The sequence below is a fragment of the Paenibacillus sinensis genome (assembly GCF_019904155.1).
GTDB lineage: Bacteria > Bacillota > Bacilli > Paenibacillales > Paenibacillaceae > Paenibacillus_AQ > Paenibacillus_AQ sinensis.
Map to the genome: position 1 here is coordinate 171,665 of NZ_JAHCMB010000026.1, position 22,594 is coordinate 194,258.

Below are 22,594 nucleotides of genomic sequence, written 5' to 3' on the forward strand. Positions count from 1 at the left end.
GATCTTATGACAACAGGGAACGGGAAAGATATAGAGAGCTTGTATGCGGAGCTGATGGATGCCTGGAACAGCCGGGATGCGCGGCGGATGGCCGATTTATTTACGCCGGAGGGTGAGATGATCGGCTTTGACGGAAGTCTGGCTGCCGGACCAGAGGATATTTACGGACATTTGAAGCCGGTATTCGATCATCACCCGACCGCACCTTATATTACGAAAATTAAGACCGTGAGTCTCCTGAACGAGGACGCCGCCTTGCTGCGTGCCATCGCGGGCATGATTCCTCCGGGCCGTCAGGAGCTGAATCCCGCGGTGAACGCCCACCATACGCTGGTAGCTGCCCAAGGTCGGGACGGATGGCAGATCAGGCTTTTTCAGAATACGCCTGCGCAGTTCCATGGAAGGCCCGAACTGGTGGAGCAGATGACGCAGGAATTGAGCGAGGTCTTGCACCAGGAGAGATAGACCATCACAGGAAGCGGATTGGAGCACAGGATTGCATGAAAGCATGGTATGGACTGGATGAAATCCAGGATGAGGCTGTAACCTTTGCGGTTATATTGACCAAGCTGCAAGGCGGATATTTGATTATCAAGAACCGGAAGAGAGGCGGCTGGGAAATACCGGGAGGCCGGAGAGAGCCGGGGGAGACCATTCTGGAGACAGCTTGCAGGGAGCTGCATGAGGAGACGGGAGCCTTGGGTTTCGACATTGCGCCATTCGGCGTCTTTCCATTCAATGACACATACGGCATGGCTTTCACTGCCGAGGTCATTGAGATGGGACAGCTTCCGGAGTTTGAGATCGAGGAGACGAGAAGAGTTGATGAGCTGCCTGATACTTTTAATTTCGGATCGTTGTTTTATATCCTTGATGAGAAGCTGAACGGGAACGCCTCAGCGCTGAATTGGACGCATACTAACTTAAATCAGATGAAGTAACGCATTAACAGGGCAGCCGAGGCTGCCTTTTTTTAAATATAGGCTATGTTAAATTCTAATGTTGATTTTTGAGCATAAGAAAACCGCCTTGAATGAAGGCGGTTCATTGAGCTATCGTTGTCCGTTAGCTCAATTTCAAACAGTATATGGGTTCATCATGGAAACCTTTTTCAATTTCACCTGCTCATTTTGTTCGCTCTACAGAATACAGAAAAAATTTCATATCTATATTCCTAAAATTCTTAGTATCTTTATCAATAATATTCATACCGTTTCGAACGGCAACTTTTTGAGCGGCTATATTTGTGTCCCTAATAATAGAATAAACCCTATTTGAATTAAGAACTGAAAAAGCGTATTCCTTGCAAGCAATTGCCGCTTCTGTTGCGTAACCTTTGTGCCAATACGCTTTTTGAAACAAAAAACCTATTTCCAAAATTTCTTTTTCTCTCCAGCCTTGCATTGTCAAGCCACATTGACCAATCATTTCGTTTGTTTCTTTTAATACAACAGCCCAAAGTCCAAAACCATATTCTTCATATCTTTTAAGATGTCTGTTAAGCCAGTTTTGTGCTTCTTCTAAGTTGAATGCACTTTCATAAGCAGCACGCATTACTTCCTCATCACACAATATTCCGCACAATGCATCATAATCGGACTGCACCATTTCTCTAATTATAAGACGTTTTGTTTCTATCAAAAATCTCCCACCTTTCTATTGTATCAATAACCTTTAAAAAAATTCCTTATCCTTCCAGTTAGCTTAACAAGAGAAAGCAGACAACCGAAGCTTTTTATTCGTGTCGTTAACAGTGAACAAGCACGATTTGACCAACATATTCTTCTTATTCGATGAGCTATTCTCATATTCCTTGCTGTCTATATAACGGAACCATGCCAAATAGTGCTGCAAATATTTGGTTGCAACACCATTGAAGCGGTCTATCCATTTTTTCAAGCGGCTGTGGTAGCTGTTCACGTTTTGGATATGGTAAACGCCCTTAACGCGCTGTTTTCCATCGGATTTGAATTGGTAATGAGCCAAACCTTTTGAATTCGCATAGGAACTAAATGCTCTCCACGAATCAGTGCATAGCACGTTCGACTTAGATATATGAATGCCAATCGCTTCGTCCAATTATGTAGTCCGAATACGTCCACGCCCAAGCACGCCAGAGCAGGTCATTTTCTGGCGGTCACGGGCAACGAGTACGCAAACCTGGTCGTTGCTTATGCCACGATATTTGGATTTGCCGCCACGTTTTCTTGGCTTGCGCTCGGTGATGCTACGCTTGCCTTTTTCGGAGAATAGGAAATAGGTTTCGTCCATTTCGACGATACCTTGAAACGCTTCAGTTGGAATCTGTTTCAGAGAAGCGAGAATCTTATGCCGCCAATAGAACAAGGTGACATGTGTAACTTCACCAAGCAACTCCTCAGCGCATTTCCGTAGTGAATAACCCTCAATCATGAATTCAATGAAACGAACCCAAAGATGAGGTCTACGTGTGCGCTGAAGAGGGGTGTTTGTGAGGTCATTAAACGTCTGTAAACAGGATTTAAAACGGTAACGCTGCCGTTTGACCACTCCAGCACGTGTTTGAACAGTATATTTTCCAAATCGCACAACAGAATGGTTTTTACAATGCGGACAAACAAGCCCATCTTTGTGCTTCTGCTCTTGGATTTCATCAATCGCACGAACTGGAGCTGACATGCCTTGGGTTCGGAACTGCAAGAAGTAGATAAGCTCTCGCTTGCTATTATCGTCCAACGTTTAAGCAAGCTTCTTCAGTTCCTTTAAATCCATAGGTAAATCATCTCCGAACAAGTGATATTAGCTTTATTATAGAACATTCGTTCGTAATAATCAAATATCAATATTAAGGTTTAACATAGCCTTAAATATAGAAAGTGCAAGCTTCGCGATTATCCCAGCCTTCTATTTCTCGGTAAACGCATGGCGTCCAAGAATGCCGTAAGTCGTTTATCCTTAGTGTGAAAAGAATCATGGATATACGAACAAATGTTTGCTATAATTGCAGCATGAAGTCTCGTACATAGAAATGTTGTGGCAGCTTCAACTTTCCGTAGGAAGAGTCGGCTCGCTGTGATACAATAATCAGGTCTGTTTTTGAAAGTTATGAATTATATCAATCGGTTTTGATTAATTAATAGACTGCGATTGTCATCAGTAAAGGAGTTTTTGCCATGAATCCCTATCATATCCCCGAGAACGCGCTGATCACGGTAGCCGGTACCGTCGGCGTCGGCAAATCCACGCTTACGGCTGCCCTGGCAGACCGCCTTGGCTTTCAAACCTCGCTGGAGCAGGTTGAACATAATCCGTATCTCGAGAAATTTTACGACGACTTTGAACGGTGGGTCTTCCATTTGCAAATATATTTTCTGGGCGAACGCTTCAAGGAGCAGAAACGGATGTTCGAGCTTGGCGGCGGCTTTGTGCAGGACCGCTCGATTTATGAGGATACGGGAATATTTGCCAAAATGCATGCGGATCAAGGCACGATGTCGGCAACGGATTATGCTACATATACACAGCTGTATGAAGCGATGGTAATGACACCATACTTCCCCCATCCACATGTGCTGATTTATCTGGAAGGCAGCCTGCCTGCCATCCTGGACCGGATTCAGGAACGGGGACGCGAAATGGAGATTCACACGGATCGCTCCTATTGGGAGAACATGTATAACCGCTATTCCTCCTGGATTGAGAATTTTGATGCATGTCCGGTTCTGAAGCTGAATATTGAGGAATACGACGTGCATGACCCTGCTTCGATGGATGATATTTTGCGGCAGATTAGCGAAAGCATCCGGGGCACGGCAGCAGCAGTTTAAGCTGCTGTTCTGACGGAAATCCCTGCAGTGTAAGGCTTCGGGAGGCGAGAGGCTGAATGAAGCAATAAGCCGGATGGTTGCTTTTGACACCTATCCGGCTTATTTATATTACCGGGATTTCGAAGCTACCGGGGCCCCGCATAGGATCTGAACAGGCTGCGAAGATCCAAGCTGCACACCCCGGATTACCTTGCGCTGCAACTTCCTGTGTTTTTTTGCGTCATATTATATGGAAAATTATTCATTGGAAGAATAGGAGATTCGTCAAATGAAGCATTGGGGAAGACTGCTGCTGTGCGGAGCACTGCTGTTGGGAGGCGGCGCTGCCGCGACGCCGGGGAATGTCTCGGCGGCAGGTGGAGTAAGCATTGTGCTGGACGGGTATCCGCTGCCATTTCCGGTGGAGCCTGCGGTCATGAACGGTACGACGATGGTTCCTTTCCGGGCCATATCGGAAGCTCTTGGCATCTCGGTGCAGTGGAATCAGAGCGCGAAGGTAATTACCGCGACAGGAAAAGCCGTTGAGACGGCGAAGGTCGTGAAGCTTACAATCGGCAGCAAGACGGCGCAGGTGAACGGCGCGGCGGTTAAGCTGGCGGTGGCGCCGCAGACGGTACGTGGCACAACAATGATTCCGCTGAGCTTCTTCAGCCAGCAGTTCGGTGCGGATGTGTCCTGGAATCAGGCTACCAAGACAGTGTCGATTACCTCACCGAAGGAAGAGATGTATACGCTGGCGTTCTACGCCATTTCTTCTTACAGCCAGTATAATATGCTGGGCGGGTTCAACGACGCCGCATTCGGCTGGAGCCGGATCGGCAAAGACGGCGAATTCACCACAACAGGCGGCGACTTCTATTGGCCGCAGGCTGCTGGCGATGTTACCCCGGAATCCATCGTGCAGAGCGCTTCTACGAGCGGCCAGACGCCGTATTTAATGGTCTATTCGGGCGACGGCAGTCTGGAATTGACCAAGAATCTGGAGGACGCCGCACTTCAGGCGCGGACGATTGACGGCATTGTGAATACGGCGGCAGAGAAGGGCTTCAAAGGTATTATGCTCGATCTGGAGGGACTTGGGTTGACCGGGGATAAAGCGAAGGTGCAGAGCGATTACAACGCTTTCGTCCGAAATCTGTCCACGAAAGCCCGTGCACAAGGATTGAAGCTAGGCATTGCCGTTCATCCGCTGAACAGTTCGTACGGCGGCTATGATTACAAGACGCTGGGTGCGCTGGCCGATGAGCTTGTCATCATGGCTTATGCCTATGGCGATGAGAAATCGCCTGAGCCTGCGGGCAAAGTGGACGAGGCTATCCGCCTGGCGCTGAAGCAGACGACCAAGGACAAGCTCGTGCTAGGCATTTCGCTCCAGAGTGAGAATGCGACATCGGTGAACACCAAGATCGGGCTGGCGAAGCGTTATGACCTGAAAGGCATCGCGGTGTGGCGGCTCGGATTGATCGCCCAGGCGGCCTGGGAACAAATGAATGAGTCGATCGAGCTTGGCAGCTAATCCGGGAAATGAGATTTGTGAAATGACATACTGATATCCTTGGTATGAGGATACCAACAGCCCTCTGCGTGAACCGCAGAGGGCTGTTGGTTGTGGAGCTTATCATGGAAGCTGCGCTGTGATCATGTGGTCAGACCTTCGGACACTGCCGTTAGGCAGTCCGGAATTGATACGCCTAGAAGGTAAATCCTTTCTCCAGCAGTGACACGGCTTCAGTCAGTATGTCCGGATAGCTCCGGTCATGCTGTTCGATGAAAAATTTCTGCGAGGCCATCGCGATGCCTACGAATGCTGCAGCGAGGCTGCGTACCCGAAGCTCATCCTTGCTGCAGCCTTGGCGCTGAGCGATAACGTTGGCGACCATTTCTACGGTTGTCATGATCTGCTGGATCATGGCGGCTTGTAGCTCGGGAATCTCGTACGATAACGACACCCGCGCCCAGATCCCCTCCACTTCATCTTCGGGAATCTGGTTGAAGCCGTCCTTGACTGCCCCTCTGAGAGCTTGAATGATGCTGAGCTCTGGAGGCTGCTTCAGAAAGCTCTCGATCAGCAGGGGATCATAATCGTCTTCCAATACAACCGCTTCTTTGGTGGAGAAGTAGCGGAAGAAGGTGCTGGGCGATATTTCAGAAGCTTCGGCGATCTGCTCTACTGTAGTAGCCTGATAGCCCTGCTCACGGAAGAGGCGCATCGCATTCTCCTGAATGGTTGCTCTTGTCTTGATTTTCTTGCGTTCCCGCAGTCCCGGCTTCGGACTATCGTTATTCATATCTGACAATTCCATCCCTCCATATAGGCCTTCACGGGGATTTCCGTTCTATGTTCAGTGTACCCTGATTGCCGCGGAAGGGACAAGCGCTTAAATCAGGAGGATAGCTTCTGCGGCTTGGCGGCAGGCTCCGCTGTATGGCGTGGCAGGAAAATAATCGCCAGCAGGGTGCCGACCACCGCAATGCCGGCGCAGATCCAGAGCATATGCTGCATGCCCTGGACAAAGGCGGTGCGGACCATGCCCAGCAGGTCCGCCGAGCCCAGCCGGCTGGCGATCGCAGCGCCGGCCGATGCGCTCTGGCGGACGCCCGCCGCGGCTTCAGCCGGCAGGCCGTCCAGCCGCAGGCCGTTGCGGTAGGCGGAGTTCAGCGCCGAGCCCAGCAGGGCGACGCCGACAGCTCCGCCGACCTGGCGCAGCGCCATGACCAGCGCGGAGCCGACTCCGCTGCGCTCCGCGGACAGCGCCCCGATCGCGAGATCCATCGAGATCGGCAGCGCGAAGCCGAGGCCGAGACCGGCGATCGTAATCCATAGGGCGGCATAGCCGTAGGTGCTGCCTGTGTCCGTGGCTGTGCCAAGGAGCAGGGCAGCCGCCATCAGGGCGAAGCCGAGGGCAACGACGGCGCGAGCGCTCAGCTTCTTCAGGAGAAGATCGGAGCTCTTGGCGCCGACAAGCATTCCGCCGATCATCGGGAGCAGCCGCAGCCCGGTTCCCAAGGCGTCGGCTCCGTTCACGGCCTGAAAATACTGCGGCATGACGAACAGAAGGCCGAACAAGGCGAAGGACACGCAGGTAGCCAGAAGGGTTCCCCAGGTGAAGCGCCGCGAACGGAAGAGTGACAGATCGATGAGCGGATGCTCTGTCCGGCGTTCCCAGAGAACGAAGATCGCCAAGATAATGAAGCCCGTCAGCAGGGTGGCAAGAGTGAGGCTGTCTCCCCAGCCATGCTCGCCCGCCCGAATGACGCCGAAGGTTACAGCGGTCAGACCGAGGCTGGAAGATACGACTCCAACCACATCGAGCTTAAGGCGCAGCTCGCTGCGCGATTCCGGCATGAGCAGCCCGACGGCGATCAGCGCGATCACAATAAGCGGAAGGTTGATCAGGAAGACAGAGCCCCAGCTGTAATGATTCAGCAGCCATCCTCCCAGGATTGGGCCGAGCGGAATGCCGAGCATATTGGCCGAGGCCCAGACCATCATGGCTTTGGTCCGCTCGGGACCCTCGAACAGCACGGGCAGCACGGACACGGACAGCGGGATAAGAAAGGCTGCCCCGAGCCCAAGCAGAGACCGCATAAAGATCAGCATGCCGGTGGACGCGGCATAGGCGCAGCCGGCCGAAGCGCCTCCGAACAGGAGGAGAGCCAGCAGCAGAAAGGTTTTGCGTCCGAAACGGTCGCCAAGCATGCCTGCGGGGAGCAGCATCGCGGCCAGCACCAGATTGTAGGAGTCCAGTATCCACTGGAGACGGCTGGTCGGAGCCTCCAGGTCTGTCGCCAGCGTTGGCAGAGCGACGTTGAGAATGGTCATATCAAGACCGACGGCGAGCAATCCGAAGGTGAGGGAGAAGAGCACCCACCATTTCGATTTCAGGGAACGCGTCATAGCGTGACCCACCTTTCATAATCAGGGAATGTCGTGCATAATGGGATTTTATATAAAATGATAGTTACTGTCAAATAAAATAATGTGTCAAAAATATCGGAAATCGCCGGCTTGAGGTCCTAAAGTATTCCTTATGATCTAATTTTTACTGTGGGAGGGCTAAAAAGAGCATAACGCATTGAGCAGCGGGACCATATTGGGCAGGGTGTGAGGCCGGTATTTTTTCGCATAAGAGACTTAACTAAAAATGACAGCAACAAATATCACAACCTCCGGGAGCAACAAACCGCTATAATCATTAGGGCTTGCCGCAGACCATTTCAAAATTGGGGTAAATAAGCCTCGTATTTGAAAGTGGCCTTAATTATTCTGGTAAACGTTATTGTCCGATGGATGCGCCAAGCATCTATCCTTGGACTGTACTAACTCTCGGAGGGATTTCTTATCATGACTTACAAAGCATTGGAGCTGGTCAAACCGCAGGTCTGGGAGCTGGAGGGACTAGAGGTCGGCGTAACCTCGAACTGCAACTTCCGCTGCGATTACTGCTGTGCGTACAATCGGAACGACGGCCAGAGCCTTACCGGAAGCGAAATCATCCGCATACTGGAGGAGCTTCCCAAGCTGAAGCGTGTCCGGCTATCCGGCGGCGAGGTGACGCTGAAGTATGAGGATTGTCTGGAGGTCGTGTCCTACTGCGCTTCAAGAGGCATTCAGACCCAATTGAATTCCAACGCCAGCCTGCTGAACGAAGAGCGGATTGGCAAGCTGGCCGACGCGGGACTGACGACGATCCATATCTCGTTTAATTTCACTTCCGAGGAAGCGTTCTCTAATTATTACCATATTCATCCAAGCATCTATCGCAAAATCAGAGAGAACATCGCGTTCTTCGCCCAAACGAATGTCGATACCGTTCTGGAGACGCTGCTATTCAACGAGACAGAGGGAAACATGCGGGAAATCAGCAACCATGTCTATGATTTGGGTGTGCGCACGCATGAAATTCAGAACAGCATTATTATGAATCATACCGGCTGGAAGTCGATCGCCGCCCGCGAAGGGCTCAAGGCCGCCGTGGCGGATCTGATCGCGAATAAGCGGGAAGACACCACTCTATACTTCACTTGCATGGATCGCTTCATGGAAGCGCTTGGCTTCCGGGAGCAGCCAGGGGTTTATTTCCCACACTGCATTGAAGGCAAAACCCAGCTTCATATGCACGGCAACGGCGATATTCTGATATCCGAGCTGTGCCATCCGGTAATTATCGGCAATATCTATAATGGAACCTCGCTGAAGGATATCTATAATCCGATGCCTGAGCCTCTGGCAACATTTCTGGAGCGGCAGCCTTGCCCGGCGCTGGACGCGCTGTTCCCGGAGGGACTGCCCGTTACCTGAACGGGGCAATGTTGAGAGTACATTAATCCCTCTCCCTTGATAATGTTCATTCGGACACTGAACAACCTGACTACTTAGGCCGTTTGTTTCGCGCAGGAAGCGTGAAGCGGATGGCCTTTTCGCATGGTGAGAGAGGAAGGAATTGGAAGGATTATTTCGGCAGAGAAAACATTCAATAAATCGTCTGCAAAAATTGTCGAAAATGATTCACTTTTTGTGGAGAAAACCCGATAAACTCAGTAATATCGATGGCGGGTCGGGGTTGCCAAACGCAGAGACTGCGCTTAAGGGGAGCTAAATAATGAAAATTCGTACTAAGCTGTCAATAATGATTCTAGCTGTTACTCTGCTGTCCACGCTGCTTATGGGTGGGTTCAGCTATATCAAATCAGCGGACTCGCTGGAGAATATGTCCGACGACTCCATGCTGTCACTGAACAAGAGCAGTGCCGAAACCATTAACGCCATGGTCGAAAAAGAACAAAACCGCATGGCTCAGCTCGCTGGCGAGTCCGATGTCAGAAAGCTGCTCAGCCAAGCTCAAAATGGGGGTGCGGCAGATGCATCGACCCAGAAAGCCGTCACAAGCAGACTGAAGGAAATCACAACAGAGGCCGGAAATCTGGAGCATATCTTCGTGGTCAATTTGAAGGGGAACGATGTAGCGGACAGCGATGAAGCGCTGCTCGGCGCCAATTTCAGCGACAGAGCCTACACCAAGGCGGTGCTGGAGACTAGCGAACCTTATATCAGCGAGACACTGAAGTCCAAGTCGACAGGCGCATTTGTTCTGGCTTTTGCTCATCCGGTTAAAGTGGATGGCAAGCTCACTGGCTTCGTCGCTTCCGCTGTTCTTGCAGATAGCCTGACAACCTATTTGGGCGATATTCGCGCGGTTAACGGCTCTTCCAGCTACGCCTATATTGTGGATGATAAAGGTATATTGCTGTTTCATCCGACCAAGGACAAAATCGGGAAGCCGGTCGAGAATGATAGCATAAAATCCGTTGTGGCCAGTGTTCAGAAGGGTGAGCATCCGGAAGATAAGATTGTGAGCTATGTCTTTAACGGCGCGGATAAAAAGGCAGCCTATACGGTTCTGCCGGCTACGAAATGGACGCTTGTGCTGGCGGCGGATGTCGGAGAGATCATGAAGCCGGTCAATGATATGACCACTTTTGTCGTCCTTTTGGGGCTGGTCAGCCTTGTGGTTACCCTGCTGATCGGTTATGTCGTGTCCCGGCGGATTACGGCCCCGATTCTCAAGGTGACGGAACTGATCAACAAGACGGCAGAGCTCGACCTGAAGTACGATGACAGCTATGAATATTTGCGCAAAAACAAAGATGAGACGGGAATTATTGCCACAGCTATGTTCCGCACCCGGGAAGCTCTCCGCGATATGGCGGGCAGTCTGGTAGGCATATCGTCCAAGGTGCTGAACAATGCCGAAGAGCTGGAGCGGCTGGCGGTGGATGTCCGGGAGAACGCCCATGACAACGGAGCGACTACGCAGGAACTGTCGGCGGGAATGGAGGAGACAGCGGCTTCAACCGAAGAGATGACAGCGGCCATCCATGAAATCGACAATAATGTCTTGGCTATTTCGGAGAAGGCGAAGTCGGGAGCTACAGGAGCGGTGGAGATCGCGGAGCGTGCGCTGTCCATGCGTGAAGAGACGCAGAAATCGGCGGAGCATGCGAAGGGGCTGTACACATCGGTCCGAGGCAAAATGGAGCAGGCGATTGAAGACTCCGCACAGATCGAGCGGATCAACGAACTGGCGAAGACCATCCTGGAGATTACCGCGCAGACCAATCTACTGTCGTTGAATGCGGGGATTGAAGCGGCCCGGGCGGGTGACGCGGGCAGAGGCTTCGCGGTGGTCGCCGGTGAAATCCGGAAGCTGGCTGAGAGATCGTCGCAGACCGCATCCGGCATCACGGAAATCGTAAGCGGCGTGCACACCTCCGTGGACCAGATGCGCGGAAGCTCGGAGGAACTTCTGTCCTTCATCGACCAAAGTGTGCTCTCCGATTACGACAACTTCCTAACGGTTAGCGAAAAATATACGGACGACGCCGAAATGGTCAGAAATCTGATGGAGGACTTCCAGAGTTCGGCCAGCCACCTGAGCGAGACGGTGTCCGCCATTACAATCGCCATCAACGAAGTGGCGGCGACGATCTCTGAAAGTGCTGCGGGCGTGCAGGACATTGCCGAACGTACCTCCGACATCGTCGAGAAGACCTTCAAGGAGGCCGAAATGGCGGATGAAAATACGGTGAGCGCCAAAGAGATGCAGCGTTTGATGGAGCAGTTCAAGCTGTAGTAGTAAGCTGATAGTTGGTACACGGGGAGGCGCCGGCTGCCGCTGGTGAAGCCTCCCCGTCTTTATTATGATCAACTGAAATTATTTCTTGCATTTCATTCGCCAGGGGTGTATATTCTTAATTACGGTAATTGCTGCCGTGATTACATAATTTGCGGTCGTGGCGGAATTGGCAGACGCGCACGGTTCAGGTCCGTGTGGGCTAACCCCCCGTGGAGGTTCGAGTCCTCTCGACCGCACCACCTTATAAATGAACTAGCTCTTGACTCTGTCCTTGTGACGGTTCAGGAGCTTTTTTGCATGCAATGACTATAGCCTGATTGTCAGCGAAGTCCAGACCCTTGCAAGGAAGAAAGCCGGAATTGTATTTCCGGCTGATGTGGTGGAGTAGCCCCTTTTAATCATGGTTAAGCGATTGGCGGATAGCGGTGCTGGTGGCTGGTTGGAAGCATCGCAGCATATGGATGACTGTCTGAAATGGCTCCCGGAAGGTCCTTGCGACCGTTCGGGAGCTTGTTGTATAAAAAACAGGATTCCCATTTCGGAACCCTGTTGCAAATGGATTTTTTATTTTACTTGTTGTGTCCGTATAGTTGACCGCATGCTGCATTAATGTCCGTTCCGAATTGTGTTCGCACAGTGACTTGGATTCCCTTTGACTTTAAAATACGGACAAACGCTTGAACCCGCTCTTTGTCCGATTGATGAAAGCTCTCAGGCGTCACGTCGGTAGAATTGTAGGGGATCAAATTGACGTGATATAAATGGTCCCAAAGACCTCTGTTCTTGAACAAAGCAGCCAGGGCTTCCGCATGTTCATTTGAATCGTTTTCTCCTCGAAGCAATATATACGCAACATATACTTTTCTTCCTGTATCACGAATATGCTGGTCCAACCGGTTAAACACACATTTAAGCGGAAACCGATTGTTAATTGGCATTAGCTTGCTCCGCTGTTCGTCGAACGGAGAGTGCAGGGAGAAGGTCAGGTTAACCTGTGGAAATTCCTTAGCCAGACGATCGATACCCGGCAAAATTCCAATGGTGGAAACTGTAATTCTTCGCTGGCCCAAGCCAAAGGTTCGTGAATCTGTTAAAATCTTAAGCGCGTCAAAGACATTAGGATTGGCCAGCGCCTCTCCCATGCCCATAAACGAAACACTTTCCAAGGCATCACCACTTAAATGAAAATATAACAATTGATCGGTTATTTCATCAGCAGTCAGATTGCGTTTCAGTCCGATTGTACCTGTAGCACAGAAGCGACAACCATATCCGCACCCGCACTGACTGGAAATGCAGTATGATTTCCAGCCGCGCTCATAGCTTAGTTGAACTGCTTCTATATGCTCACCGCCCTCAATGGCAAACAGCACTTTATTCACTTGTCTGGATGTCTTTTGCATGACAGGGGTTAAGGTCAGCACATGTTCGCCAAGCCTCATAATTAATTCGTTTCGTACACCCTGAGGTAATAGGGTCATTCGGTCATATTCACCGATTCTTTGCTTGAAGATCGCGTCCGCAATTTGCTGGAACCGATAGGCAGGCTGTTTCAATTCCTTCAATATTTGAATAATCAATTCGTATTTTGAAGTTGATTTCATGTGTTTTCTCCTCTTGAGCCGGAGAAAATGCCTTAGCACCCTTTGTTGGTGCTTAACATGTACATTAACCAACCAGATTAAAAACCCACGAAGCTTGCAGCTTAAATCGCTACGTGCATCTATCGATAGATGGATAATGCTCCGGCATCCGTTTAGTTTGATCGTGAACCGAACCAACAGATAATGAACGGTTCACATGAACATTTACAATCTCAAACATCNCTTAACAAAGAATAAAACAGTTTTTGTTTTATCATTCGTAATAATAAGCAAGAAATATTACATTACTCTCAACAACTCCCCTAAATTAATTACCAGCATTGTAGCACAGCCCATTTTACATTTCAACTCATGGCAGAGGATGGTGGAGTGAATGCAGCTGGAGGCGCTGCATGCTGATCACGAATGCATGGCTTGCTCGGTTAGCTGCACATTTATATGCGTCCGCGCATTTAGCTGTTATAGTTTCTTCTCAAAGCCCTCCATTGGAGCGAGGGTGGCTTCATAATTCTCTCCGGGTTCAGCATCTGTCGTGAAACGGATAACCTCTCGAAATGAGCCTTCCAGATAGGATTGCATGGCCAGCGGAATGCGTAGTTCGTCCATTTCGCAAGGTGAAATCTGATAGCGAATACTGTTCAGATCACCGGCTTGAACTTTCTGCACCCATTTGGGCTCACGGATCAGTTCTCTTCCAATTCCCACAAAAGCGGAACCGGCCTGTATAACTGCTTCTGCATCTTCAGGCCGTTCTACCGAGCCTACTCCGATGATTGGTTTGGCGTTATTCAAGACACGAACAAATTTAGATAAAATGAGTTCTTTATCTTCCCGTTGATTCAAAGAGGAGCGTTTATAACTTCCCATTGACAAATGAATGTAATCAACCGGCGTGCTGGTTAATGCTTGAGCAAAAGCCAAAGAATCTTCAAGACGGATTCCGGGGATTTCCAATTCTTCGGGCGAAAGACGATACCCTAAGAGAAAGGGTTTATCTGCCTGTGCTTCAATGACAGAGGAAACCTCTTTAATAACTTGTAGCGGAAACTGCATGCGATTGTTGAAGCTGCCTCCCCATGAATCTTCTCTCCGATTAGAATGAGCCGAGAAGAATTGTTGTAGAAGATATCCGTTGGCTCCATGAAGCTCTACTCCGTCAAATCCGGCTTGAATGGCTCTTCGAGTAGCTTGGCCAAAGTCGTGAATGATCGCTTCAATTTCTTCGTTTGTCAATTCGCGTGGGGGCTCGGAATCTTTTGGGTGTACGGCTGCAATAGCACTTGCGCTTGTAGGCTGAACCCCTCTAAGAATTTTGGAATTCGATTTGCGGCCTGCATGAAAAATTTGGATTATGGCTTTGGTGCCATCTTTTTGGATTGCTTTTGCGATCTTGGAAAGTCCCCGAACGGTGGAATCGTGGGCAATGGAGAGTTCACCTTCAAATCCTTTGCCTTCTGCTGTAACGTAAGCTACACCCGTAATGATCATGCCTGGGCCTCCGCTCCGTTCAGCATAATAATCCACTTCATCATTTGAAATAGAGCCGTCGAAAAAGCTGGACATTGTTGTCATGGGTGCCATGACGACACGATTTTTTATCGTAAGACCTTTGGGTGAGAAGTGGTAAGGTTCAAAAAAATTTGGTTTCATGTCATACTCTCCTTTTTAGAGTGTTCCTCTGTTTGATTTCAACATGATTATATAATTGTTATATAATATAGGGACAGTATGCACTTTTAAGATAGATACTATCAAAAAGGAGAGTATGAGATGGAAGCGGACAACACGGTAAATGTTAAGCCGTTTGCTTATGCGATGTCATTGATCGAAGGCAAATGGAACATGCATATTTTATTTTGGTTGTGGAAACGGGAAGTTCTGCGTTATGGAGAATTAAAAAGAGTGCTCGGGAATGTTACGCATAAAATGTTGAGCAATCAATTAAAACAGTTGGAATGCAACAATCTTATTGTTCGTAAAGAGTACCCACAGGTACCGCCCAAAGTGGAATATTCTCTTTCCCCTAAAGGCTTGAATTTGATGCCTGTGCTGCAAGCCCTATGTACATGGGGGGAGGAACATAGTTTGGATCATGAATAACCACTTATATGCGGACCACTTGCCGCGGTGTATATCCCCAAATTAAATAAGACCGCTCGATAATAGAAACAAGGGAAATCCTCACCTCCATCATCGAGCGGTTTTTAATGGTCAAAATATATTACTGAGAAACAAGCACTATTGCCAAAAATAAGATATGCGTATATATTTATGTACATAATTACATGTGAAGTACATATGTTCACGACAGGTGGGAGATGGTGGATATTAATGATGAACGTATCCGAATGCTGGTCAAGATTAGCCAGTTGTATTACGAAGAAGGATTGAATCAGCAGGACATCGCACAGCGCTTAGGCATCTCCCGTCCGCATGTAAGCCGCATGTTGACTGCTGCGAGAACGGAGGGGATCGTACAGATTTCGATCCGAAATCCGTATTCGATGGAGCAGGAAGTGGAAAGACAACTTGTCGAGAAGTTTGGCATTCGTGACGCCCTCATTGTCGAAGTGCAGGACAACGACGAAGTGACAAGAACGATGCAGCTCGGAAGAGCGTGTGCAGCGTTGTTGGAATCTATGGTTAAAGATAACGACATAGTCGGCATTATGGCAGGACGCTCCGTTCAATCGCTCGCAAGCGCAACGGAATACTACTCCCGCAACAATTTGCAATTCGTATCGCTCGTTGGCGGATATGGCGCCGAAGGTGCAACTTGGCACGCGAACGCCAATACAAGCACTATGGCCGAGAAGCTGCGGTCCAAGTACTGGCTGCTTCATGCGCCCGCTGTGGTCGATTCGGAAGAAGCCGCCGAGTTTCTGAAGAAAGAGCCGCAAATCGCGATGGTTCTTCAGAAGGCGGAGTGCTGCACGATCGCGGTTGTCGGGATTGGGCAAGTATCCGGGGAAGCAACGATCATGCAGGCCGGAGCTTTCCGGCTTGATGAATTGCAGGAGGTACGGGATCTGGGGGCTGTTTCGAATATTTGTGCATCCTTTTTGGGAAGTGACGGGCGAATCATTCCTTATCAGTCGAGCCGGAGAATGATCGGAATTTCTGCCCAGCATCTTCGGGGTATCCCGAATGTCATTGGAATTGCTGGTGGAATGGAGAAGGTAGAGGCAATCGCAGCAGCGCTGAATGGGCAGTGGATTGATATTCTGGTCACTGACCTCGCGACGGCGCAAGCGGTGCTTGCTCTGGAGAGCAAACGGGTCATTTAAGAAAGGATGGTTGTGATGCATCGGGAAGGCTATTTCGGTTCGTACGGCGGTTCATTTATACCCGAAATTTTATATCCGGCATTTGCCGAATTGAACGAGCATTTCACGCAAATCAAGCAGGATGCTGCATTCTGGGAGTACTATGTAAGCCAGCTTGCCGATTTCTCCGGCCGTCCTACTCCACTTACGTACGCGGAGCGATTGACGAATCATTTTGGCCGGGCCAGGCTTTATATTAAACGGGAAGATTTGAATCACTCGGGCGCACACAAAATCAACAATGCGCTTGGACAGGCTTTGCTCGCGAAGCGGATGAAGAAGACGCGGCTCATCGCCGAGACAGGTGCTGGACAGCATGGTGTAGCCACAGCAATCGTGGCCGCCAGGCTGGGACTTGAAGCGACTATATATATGGGAAAAGAAGATATGGAGCGGCAATATGCGAACGTATTCTGGATGAAACGATATGGCGCATCGGTTGTCCCGGTCGAATATGGTTCGCAGACATTAAAGGACGCGATCAATGAAGCCCTTCGCGATTGGGTGTCTTCTTTCGAGCATACGCATTATGTGCTGGGTACAGCTTCCGGCGCGCATCCTTTTCCGGCAATGGTCGCCTATTTCCAATCCGTTATTGGCATTGAAGCCAGACAACAAATCATGCAGGCCGAGCACCGGCTGCCAGACCGGATCTATGCCTGTGTGGGTGGCGGTTCGAACGCGCTTGGAATATTTCAAGCCTTCATGACGGACCCAAATATTGAACTTATCGGTGTTGAAGCTGGGGGGAAAGGCAGGCAATCCGGACAGCATGCCTCACGCATTGCATACGGGCAAGGAAAAGATGGCATTGCGCAGGGCTACAAATCGTTGTTCCTGCAAAATAACGACGGTCAAATGCATGATACATTCAGTATTGCAGCAGGGTTGGACTATACAGGAATATCACCGATTTTGGCTGACCTTGCCGAGAAGTCACGGGTCAGATTTGAAGCTGCAACAGATGACGAAGTGATTGCTGCATTGAAGCTGGTGCTGACGAAGGAAGGGCTTGTTCCCGCGCTGGAATCCACGCATGCATTTGCGGGTGCATTTCGTGAAATCGAACAGACTGCCGCGAAGGATATTGTCATCATCAATATGTCCGGTCGTGGAGATAAGGATATTTTTAATATCGCGGAGGGGATGCAGGATGAAGAATGGACATCATTTATCGCTCTCAAGAACAGCCAATATGAAAAAAATCTCCATAATGGCACACCAGATCCTTGGATACCCAAATTTTGAAACCAACGAAGCAATGATTCGATTATTTCAACAGAACGGCGTTGATATGGTTGAATTGCAAATCCCCTTCTCTGAACCGATTGCAGATGGTCCGACGTTCTTGCTGGCGAACCAGGCAGCGCTGGAGCGCGGGACGACGGTGGATCAATGTTTTGCCTTCGCAGAGCATGTTTCCAGTGAATATGACATCCCATTTGTCATCATGACTTATTACAACGTACTGTATCAATACGGGGTAAGGCGTTTCGTAGAGAAATGCGCTTCAATTGGCATCCAGGGCTTGATCGTACCGGATGCATTTCCGGAAGAAAGCGAGCTGTATTTGCAAGCTTGCCGTGACTTCCGGGTTGACCCGATTTTGCTTGCGACCCCGTACACACCAGATGAGCGTCTAGCCTATCTCGCCGGGCAAACCGGCGGTATGCTGTACTGCGTCGCGCGTAAAGGCGTAACCGGCGCGAGAACGATGTTCGACGATACTACTTCGGCTTTCCTGGCGCGCGTTCGGCAGACTTCAGCGGTTCCAATTGGTGTTGGTTTCGGAATCCAACATATCGATGACATCCAATTCCTGATTGGCAAATGCGATGTCGCTATCATAGGCAGCCATCTTCTGAATTTGCTGGAGACAGAAGGGCTTGAGGGCGTCGGACAATTTCTGGCTCCGATTCAGGCGCTTGTTCATTCGTAGACAGGGGAGCACTAACCTGGAAATATGCTATACTAGCAAAGTGAAGGGGGTGCTTTACCGGTGGAGAATCGCTTGAGATTGTCTGTCACTGCTGCTACTCATGCAAAGCCAATTATTGGGGAAGCGTTACTTTGCATGGGGCGAAATGATGGTTAAACGCTGAACAAGCTTTTCTAATAGTTTGGCTTTGCACCTTATTTGAAAACTAAAATAAGGAGCGGGCAAAATTGAAATATACGAACGCTGCAAAAATACTGCCGGAAAAGCTGGTCATCGAGATCCAGAAGTATGTTCAGGGAGAGACTATTTACATTCCTAAGCAGGAGAAGGAATATAACAGCTGGGGAAGCTTAAGCGGTGGAAGGCAGTGGCATGATTATCGGAATGCTGCCATCAGACATGCTTTTAAGCATAATAGTAGCAGTATTGAACAGCTTGCCAAGGAATATTTCCTCTCGATTGATACCATTAAGAGAATTGTATATTCACATCATAAGTAGAAGACATGGACTGATGAAGCATGAATGAAGCGCGGATGAAATTTTTTCATCCGTGCTTTTTTTATGTAAAGAATGATTCTAAGTCATTGTTTTTATTTTTAAGAGCCTATTGCACTCTTTAGAATATGAATAGGAAACCGATCCAGCAGGGGAATACTAGACCCCAGGAAAGCGAGGAAACAGTAATTATGAACGAACAAATAAGCAGAAGCAGGCATCTGATCGATCAGGAGATTATCGATGCCATTGATTTATTCCCGACAAGCGATCTAACCGAAGCTGCGCTAATGGAATCACGGGAGAATCAATCCAAAATGCTGCCGCAAGTCGATGTAACACAGATGTTCCCTGTCACATTTGAAGAACGGGTGGTGCCAAGTTATTTTGGCGGTCCAGATATTCGCATAGAAATGATTAAGCCCTGTGAGCCCAGGTATGAAAAGCTGCCGTTATATTATTCCCTGCATGGCGGCGGAATGGTAATGGGCAGTCCGGTCGTCGATCGCTCAGCTAATGCGTCGCTGGCTGCACAACATGGTTTTTGCTGCGTATCGGTGTATTATCGCCTGGCGCCAGAACATATTCAGCCAAGTCAATTGCAGGATTGTTATTCGGGCCTGAAATGGTGTGTTGAGCATGCCGGGGAACTAGGGATCGATACTCAAAAAGTCGCTGTTGCAGGCAGCAGTGCCGGCAGTGGTCTGGCGGCGGGTCTAGCCCTATACATCCGGGATCAGAAGGAATTCGATATCCATCATTTAAGGCTGCGCAGTCCAATGCTCGATGACCGTACGAGTATTTCGCCGGAACATCCATATGCCGGTGAGTTTGTGTGGACCAAGCGAAGCAATTATTTCGGATGGAAATCTGTATTAGGGCATGAACCTGGTCAGGAGGGGGTAAGTGAGTATTACGCGCCTGCGCGTGCACAATCTCTGGCCGGCTTGCCGCCCACCTATATAAGTATTGGCAGCATTGATCTCTTCATAGATGAAGCCTTGCTATTTGCCAAACAACTGGTCTTTGACGGTGTCCTGGTTGAATTACATGTGTACCCTGGATATCATCATTTGGCTCCAATGTTTCCGAATGCACATTATTCTCAGGAAGGCGCCAAATCAAGCGAATACGCCTTGCTGAAAGCTCTGGAGTTACTTTGATTTTGAAGTTTGAATCCTCCCGACTGTACCACCTTGTAAATGAATGAGGCTCGTAGTTGCTTCGGCAATTGCGAGCTTTTTTTATACGGCAGCTTGACATTTGAACTCAATCTTATTATATTTCACTTATTAAAAGAGTTTTAATAATAGGACAAATGAGGGGATACTGTGATACCTAAATCCCATAATACACTCCAGGTCAAAAAAATCAATGTGGAGTTAGTGAAAAATACATTGAAGGCTGTGGGTACAGGAACGAAAGCATCGATTGCCAATATGACGCGATTAAGTGTTGCTACCTGCGGCACGATTCTGAACGAATTAGTAGAGAGCGGGGAAGTTCTTGAACGGGAGCTGGAGGAATCCAGCGGCGGCCGTCCGGCCAGACAGTACATGTTCAACGCTGACTATGCGTATGTTCTCTGTTTATTGGTGAAGACCGAAGGGGGCCGGCATTCGATTACCTATGCGCTCGTAAATTTAATTGGCGAGAAGGTGGAGGAGGGAATCCGCAGCCTAAGTTACATTGATGCCGCAACGATTGATGCTTTGATCGGGGAATTCGTTGAAAAGTACAACAATATAAAAGCAATCGGAATCGGCATCCCGGGAGTGGCCCATCATGGCGTCATCGGGATTTGCGATGTAGATCCGCTGGCGGGAGAAGCCTTGGGTCCGCGGCTTGAGGACAAATACAACATCGATATTATTATCGAGAATGACATGAATTTAACGGTCTACGGCTTCTACAATTTGCAGAATCTGGAGGAAGATAAGACCTTTGCCGTGGTGACGTTTCCCAACAATCATTTTCCCGGAGCAGGCTTTATTGTTAACGGGCGAATTGTAACTGGGACCACGAATTTCGCGGGTGAAATTTCATACTTTCCCTTTGGCTTTACCCGGGAAGAGCAATTGGAGCGATTGCATAATAAGGAGGAATTTGTATCGGTAGCGGTTCAATTGCTGTCTTCCATCATCACGATCATCAACCCGGTTGCCATTGCCATCACCGGCGATCTGACCGATCCCTCCATGTCTGAAGATATGGTCAACGGCTGTTTGCGTTATATTCCGAAGGAACATTTGCCCACTCTGTTAATCAAAAATAATACGCAAGAAGAATATATGACCGGGATTATTACACTTACGCTTGAGAGTCTAACCTATCGTCTGCAATTGGTAGAACGAAGATGATCCCGAACACTTACTTGCTCATAGATCCAGGAGGAAATAAGGTTGAAACTACGCTTAAGCAAGATTAATAAAGTTTATGCCATGCAGCTTGCCACTATCTTTTTGGGGTTTATCATTTTTGGGATCTCGGAGAATATAAAAGGCCCGGCAATTCCACGGATTCAATTTGACTTCGGTTTGAACGAAGAGCAGCTGGGGAGTCTACTGTCCCTGAACGCATTAGGCTATTTGATTGCCTGCTCGTTTACCGCCGTTCTCGTGCGAAAATGGGGGATCAAGGCCACAAGTATTCTGTCCTTTGCATCCATGCTTATTTCAGGCCTGTTTATTTTTCTATCGCACACCTACCCGTTTTTTGCAGCTTCTTACTTCCTGATGTATATCGGTAACGGAATGCTGGAGATTGCACTGGCTATTCTGGGTGCCCGTATTTTTGTGAAAAATGTCGGTACGATGATGAACCTATCTCATTTCTTCTATGGATTAAGCTCTACGGTTGCGCCGCTGATTGCCACAGGCGTTATGTCAATTCAAGTGTTCGGCCATGCGCTGGACTGGCGGGGAATGTATCTGGTCATGCTCGCTTTATCCTTGCTTCCGATTTTGACTGCATTGCGCAGTTCATTTCCCGGGGATGATCTTCCAAGCGAGAACCGTACTTCTTTTACAGAATTGACGCGTGACCCGGCGTTGTGGTGGCTGGTGCTGATTCTCTCGTTTGGGGTTGTATCGGAGATGGCTGTAGGCGGCTGGCTGGTGAATTTTCTGGAAAAAGCGTACCACTGGGACACAGTCAAGGCTTCCGGCTTGTTGTCCGTATTTTTCCTTCTCTTTGCTGTTGCCAGGCTCTTGCTGGGACCGGTGACAGATAAAATTGGATTTACGCTTTCTCTCATCATTTTCTCGGGCTCGTCTGCGATATGCACATTTGCTGCTATTGTTGGAGGGGAAAGATGGTCTTTACTTTTTGCAGCGGCGGGGATCGGGATTGCAATGATTTATCCGACCGTCATGGCTTTTATTGCCAAACGCTATCCGCGTGGAAGTGATACTGCGATAACTTTTACCGTTACATTGATGGGGCTTGGCAGTGTTATTGGCAACTATGTGATCGGATTTGTCATCGAAACGGTAAAAAAGATTTATGGTAATAGTGACCCTACCGGTTTGCTGCGCGGTCTGCAAGCGGGTTATGGATTTATTGGTTTATGCGCTCTTCTATGTGCCGTCTGCGGCTGCATTCTATTCCGATATTTAACTAAACGTGAGGAACTAATTTGAACGATTCGCTGAATACCGAAGCATAAAATCAGATTGCCTTGCGGCTCCTGAATTTGTCCTTAAGACAAGTCAGGAGTTTTTTTGATTTGCGGGATTTTACGATGTTCGGGGTTTACAAATCGTAATTATTACGATATAGTGTGT

19 protein-coding genes, 1 tRNA gene and 1 pseudogene are annotated in these 22,594 nt (G+C 49.0%); 15 read left to right on the forward strand and 6 right to left on the reverse strand.

Features of this window, described 5'->3' with window-relative positions; all coding sequences use genetic code 11:
- Positions 1 to 6: 6 nt before the first annotated feature.
- Both KIH86_RS02605 and KIH86_RS02610 read left to right on the forward strand, forming a co-directional pair.
- Positions 7 to 465 carry an SgcJ/EcaC family oxidoreductase gene (locus KIH86_RS02605; protein WP_223086022.1) on the forward strand — a complete coding sequence of 153 codons (459 nt, stop codon included), beginning with the start codon at positions 7 to 9 and terminating at the stop codon, positions 463 to 465.
- Positions 466 to 500: 35 nt separating this feature from the next.
- Positions 501 to 941 (forward strand): NUDIX hydrolase, encoded by a 441-nt coding sequence (locus tag KIH86_RS02610; protein ID WP_223084601.1) that lies wholly within the window; start codon positions 501 to 503, stop codon positions 939 to 941.
- A 184-nt stretch (positions 942 to 1,125) separates the two neighbouring features.
- On the opposite strand, the gene KIH86_RS02615 is transcribed toward KIH86_RS02610, so the two are convergent.
- Entirely contained in the window at positions 1,126 to 1,641 is a 516-nt protein-coding gene (locus KIH86_RS02615; protein WP_223084600.1) for a GNAT family N-acetyltransferase, read from the reverse strand.
- Positions 1,642 to 1,704: 63 nt separating this feature from the next.
- Positions 1,705 to 2,715: pseudogene (locus KIH86_RS02620) on the reverse strand (IS1595 family transposase).
- 437 nt (positions 2,716 to 3,152) lie between these two features.
- Here KIH86_RS02620 and KIH86_RS02625 point away from each other — a divergent pair.
- Together KIH86_RS02625 and KIH86_RS02630 are read left to right on the forward strand one after the other, a co-directional pair.
- Positions 3,153 to 3,806, forward strand: coding sequence for a deoxynucleoside kinase (locus tag KIH86_RS02625; RefSeq protein WP_223084599.1), 654 nt, complete (start codon positions 3,153 to 3,155; stop codon positions 3,804 to 3,806).
- Between the two features lie 268 nt (positions 3,807 to 4,074).
- Positions 4,075 to 5,322, forward strand: a complete 1,248-nt coding sequence (locus KIH86_RS02630; protein WP_223084598.1) for a stalk domain-containing protein — start codon at positions 4,075 to 4,077, stop codon at positions 5,320 to 5,322.
- 175 nt (positions 5,323 to 5,497) lie between these two features.
- Here KIH86_RS02630 and KIH86_RS02635 read toward each other — a convergent pair whose 3' ends face one another.
- Together KIH86_RS02635 and KIH86_RS02640 are read right to left on the reverse strand one after the other, a co-directional pair.
- The gene (locus KIH86_RS02635) at positions 5,498 to 6,094 is read right to left on the reverse strand and encodes an acyl-CoA-like ligand-binding transcription factor (protein ID WP_235775231.1); all 597 of its coding nucleotides are present in this window, start codon (positions 6,092 to 6,094) and stop codon (positions 5,498 to 5,500) included.
- Between the two features lie 95 nt (positions 6,095 to 6,189).
- Positions 6,190 to 7,704, reverse strand: a complete 1,515-nt coding sequence (locus KIH86_RS02640; RefSeq protein WP_223084596.1) for a DHA2 family efflux MFS transporter permease subunit — start codon at positions 7,702 to 7,704, stop codon at positions 6,190 to 6,192.
- 447 nt (positions 7,705 to 8,151) lie between these two features.
- Here KIH86_RS02640 and KIH86_RS02645 point away from each other — a divergent pair, with 447 nt between their 5' ends.
- From KIH86_RS02645 to KIH86_RS02655, 3 genes are all read left to right on the forward strand, one after another.
- Complete coding sequence (locus tag KIH86_RS02645) at positions 8,152 to 9,108, forward strand: radical SAM protein (RefSeq protein WP_223084595.1); 957 nt, start codon at positions 8,152 to 8,154, stop codon at positions 9,106 to 9,108.
- Positions 9,109 to 9,409: 301 nt separating this feature from the next.
- Positions 9,410 to 11,440, forward strand: coding sequence for a methyl-accepting chemotaxis protein (locus KIH86_RS02650; protein ID WP_223084594.1), 2,031 nt, complete (start codon positions 9,410 to 9,412; stop codon positions 11,438 to 11,440).
- A gap of 154 nt (positions 11,441 to 11,594) precedes the next feature.
- Positions 11,595 to 11,682, forward strand: a tRNA-Leu gene (locus KIH86_RS02655).
- Positions 11,683 to 12,012: 330 nt separating this feature from the next.
- Here the strand turns inward: KIH86_RS02655 and KIH86_RS02660 are convergent.
- Positions 12,013 to 13,047, reverse strand: coding sequence for a Cfr family 23S rRNA (adenine(2503)-C(8))-methyltransferase (locus tag KIH86_RS02660; RefSeq protein WP_223084593.1), 1,035 nt, complete (start codon positions 13,045 to 13,047; stop codon positions 12,013 to 12,015).
- A 459-nt stretch (positions 13,048 to 13,506) separates the two neighbouring features.
- Entirely contained in the window at positions 13,507 to 14,697 is a 1,191-nt protein-coding gene (locus tag KIH86_RS02665) for an NADH-dependent flavin oxidoreductase (RefSeq protein WP_223084592.1), read from the reverse strand.
- 120 nt (positions 14,698 to 14,817) lie between these two features.
- Here KIH86_RS02665 and KIH86_RS02670 point away from each other — a divergent pair, with 120 nt between their 5' ends.
- The 8 genes from KIH86_RS02670 to KIH86_RS02705 all read left to right on the forward strand — a co-directional run bounded on the left by KIH86_RS02670 (position 14,818) and on the right by KIH86_RS02705 (position 22,450).
- Positions 14,818 to 15,147, forward strand: coding sequence for a winged helix-turn-helix transcriptional regulator (locus tag KIH86_RS02670; RefSeq protein WP_223084591.1), 330 nt, complete (start codon positions 14,818 to 14,820; stop codon positions 15,145 to 15,147).
- Positions 15,148 to 15,365: 218 nt separating this feature from the next.
- Positions 15,366 to 16,334 carry a sugar-binding transcriptional regulator gene (locus KIH86_RS02675; protein ID WP_223084590.1) on the forward strand — a complete coding sequence of 323 codons (969 nt, stop codon included), beginning with the start codon at positions 15,366 to 15,368 and terminating at the stop codon, positions 16,332 to 16,334.
- A gap of 15 nt (positions 16,335 to 16,349) precedes the next feature.
- Positions 16,350 to 17,621, forward strand: coding sequence for a tryptophan synthase subunit beta (trpB, locus tag KIH86_RS02680; RefSeq protein WP_223084589.1), 1,272 nt, complete (start codon positions 16,350 to 16,352; stop codon positions 17,619 to 17,621).
- Entirely contained in the window at positions 17,587 to 18,312 is a 726-nt protein-coding gene (gene trpA / locus KIH86_RS02685; RefSeq protein ID WP_235775232.1) for a tryptophan synthase subunit alpha, read from the forward strand. Before trpB ends, trpA begins: the two co-directional genes overlap by 35 nt.
- A gap of 227 nt (positions 18,313 to 18,539) precedes the next feature.
- Complete coding sequence (locus KIH86_RS02690; protein WP_223084588.1) at positions 18,540 to 18,812, forward strand: CD3324 family protein; 273 nt, start codon at positions 18,540 to 18,542, stop codon at positions 18,810 to 18,812.
- 188 nt (positions 18,813 to 19,000) lie between these two features.
- Positions 19,001 to 19,972, forward strand: a complete 972-nt coding sequence (locus KIH86_RS02695) for an alpha/beta hydrolase (protein ID WP_223084587.1) — start codon at positions 19,001 to 19,003, stop codon at positions 19,970 to 19,972.
- A gap of 168 nt (positions 19,973 to 20,140) precedes the next feature.
- The gene (locus tag KIH86_RS02700) at positions 20,141 to 21,169 is read left to right on the forward strand and encodes an ROK family protein (RefSeq protein WP_223084586.1); all 1,029 of its coding nucleotides are present in this window, start codon (positions 20,141 to 20,143) and stop codon (positions 21,167 to 21,169) included.
- An 81-nt stretch (positions 21,170 to 21,250) separates the two neighbouring features.
- Positions 21,251 to 22,450: an MFS transporter gene (locus KIH86_RS02705; RefSeq protein WP_223086020.1), complete on the forward strand. Its 1,200-nt coding sequence runs from the start codon at positions 21,251 to 21,253 to the stop codon at positions 22,448 to 22,450.
- Positions 22,451 to 22,594 lie beyond the last annotated feature (144 nt).

Coding starts and splice junctions, on each gene's coding strand:
- KIH86_RS02605 (WP_223086022.1), top strand. CDS start 7: ATGACAACAGGGAACGGGAAAGATATAGAGAGCTTGTATGCGGAGCTG.
- KIH86_RS02610 (WP_223084601.1), top strand. CDS start 501: ATGAAAGCATGGTATGGACTGGATGAAATCCAGGATGAGGCTGTAACC.
- KIH86_RS02625 (WP_223084599.1), top strand. CDS start 3,153: ATGAATCCCTATCATATCCCCGAGAACGCGCTGATCACGGTAGCCGGT.
- KIH86_RS02630 (WP_223084598.1), top strand. CDS start 4,075: ATGAAGCATTGGGGAAGACTGCTGCTGTGCGGAGCACTGCTGTTGGGA.
- KIH86_RS02635 (WP_235775231.1), bottom strand. CDS start 6,094: ATGAATAACGATAGTCCGAAGCCGGGACTGCGGGAACGCAAGAAAATC.
- KIH86_RS02640 (WP_223084596.1), bottom strand. CDS start 7,704: ATGACGCGTTCCCTGAAATCGAAATGGTGGGTGCTCTTCTCCCTCACC.
- KIH86_RS02645 (WP_223084595.1), top strand. CDS start 8,152: ATGACTTACAAAGCATTGGAGCTGGTCAAACCGCAGGTCTGGGAGCTG.
- KIH86_RS02650 (WP_223084594.1), top strand. CDS start 9,410: ATGAAAATTCGTACTAAGCTGTCAATAATGATTCTAGCTGTTACTCTG.
- KIH86_RS02660 (WP_223084593.1), bottom strand. CDS start 13,047: ATGAAATCAACTTCAAAATACGAATTGATTATTCAAATATTGAAGGAA.
- KIH86_RS02665 (WP_223084592.1), bottom strand. CDS start 14,697: ATGAAACCAAATTTTTTTGAACCTTACCACTTCTCACCCAAAGGTCTT.
- KIH86_RS02670 (WP_223084591.1), top strand. CDS start 14,818: ATGGAAGCGGACAACACGGTAAATGTTAAGCCGTTTGCTTATGCGATG.
- KIH86_RS02675 (WP_223084590.1), top strand. CDS start 15,366: ATGGTGGATATTAATGATGAACGTATCCGAATGCTGGTCAAGATTAGC.
- trpB (WP_223084589.1), top strand. CDS start 16,350: ATGCATCGGGAAGGCTATTTCGGTTCGTACGGCGGTTCATTTATACCC.
- trpA (WP_235775232.1), top strand. CDS start 17,587: ATGGCACACCAGATCCTTGGATACCCAAATTTTGAAACCAACGAAGCA.
- KIH86_RS02695 (WP_223084587.1), top strand. CDS start 19,001: ATGAACGAACAAATAAGCAGAAGCAGGCATCTGATCGATCAGGAGATT.
- KIH86_RS02705 (WP_223086020.1), top strand. CDS start 21,251: ATGCAGCTTGCCACTATCTTTTTGGGGTTTATCATTTTTGGGATCTCG.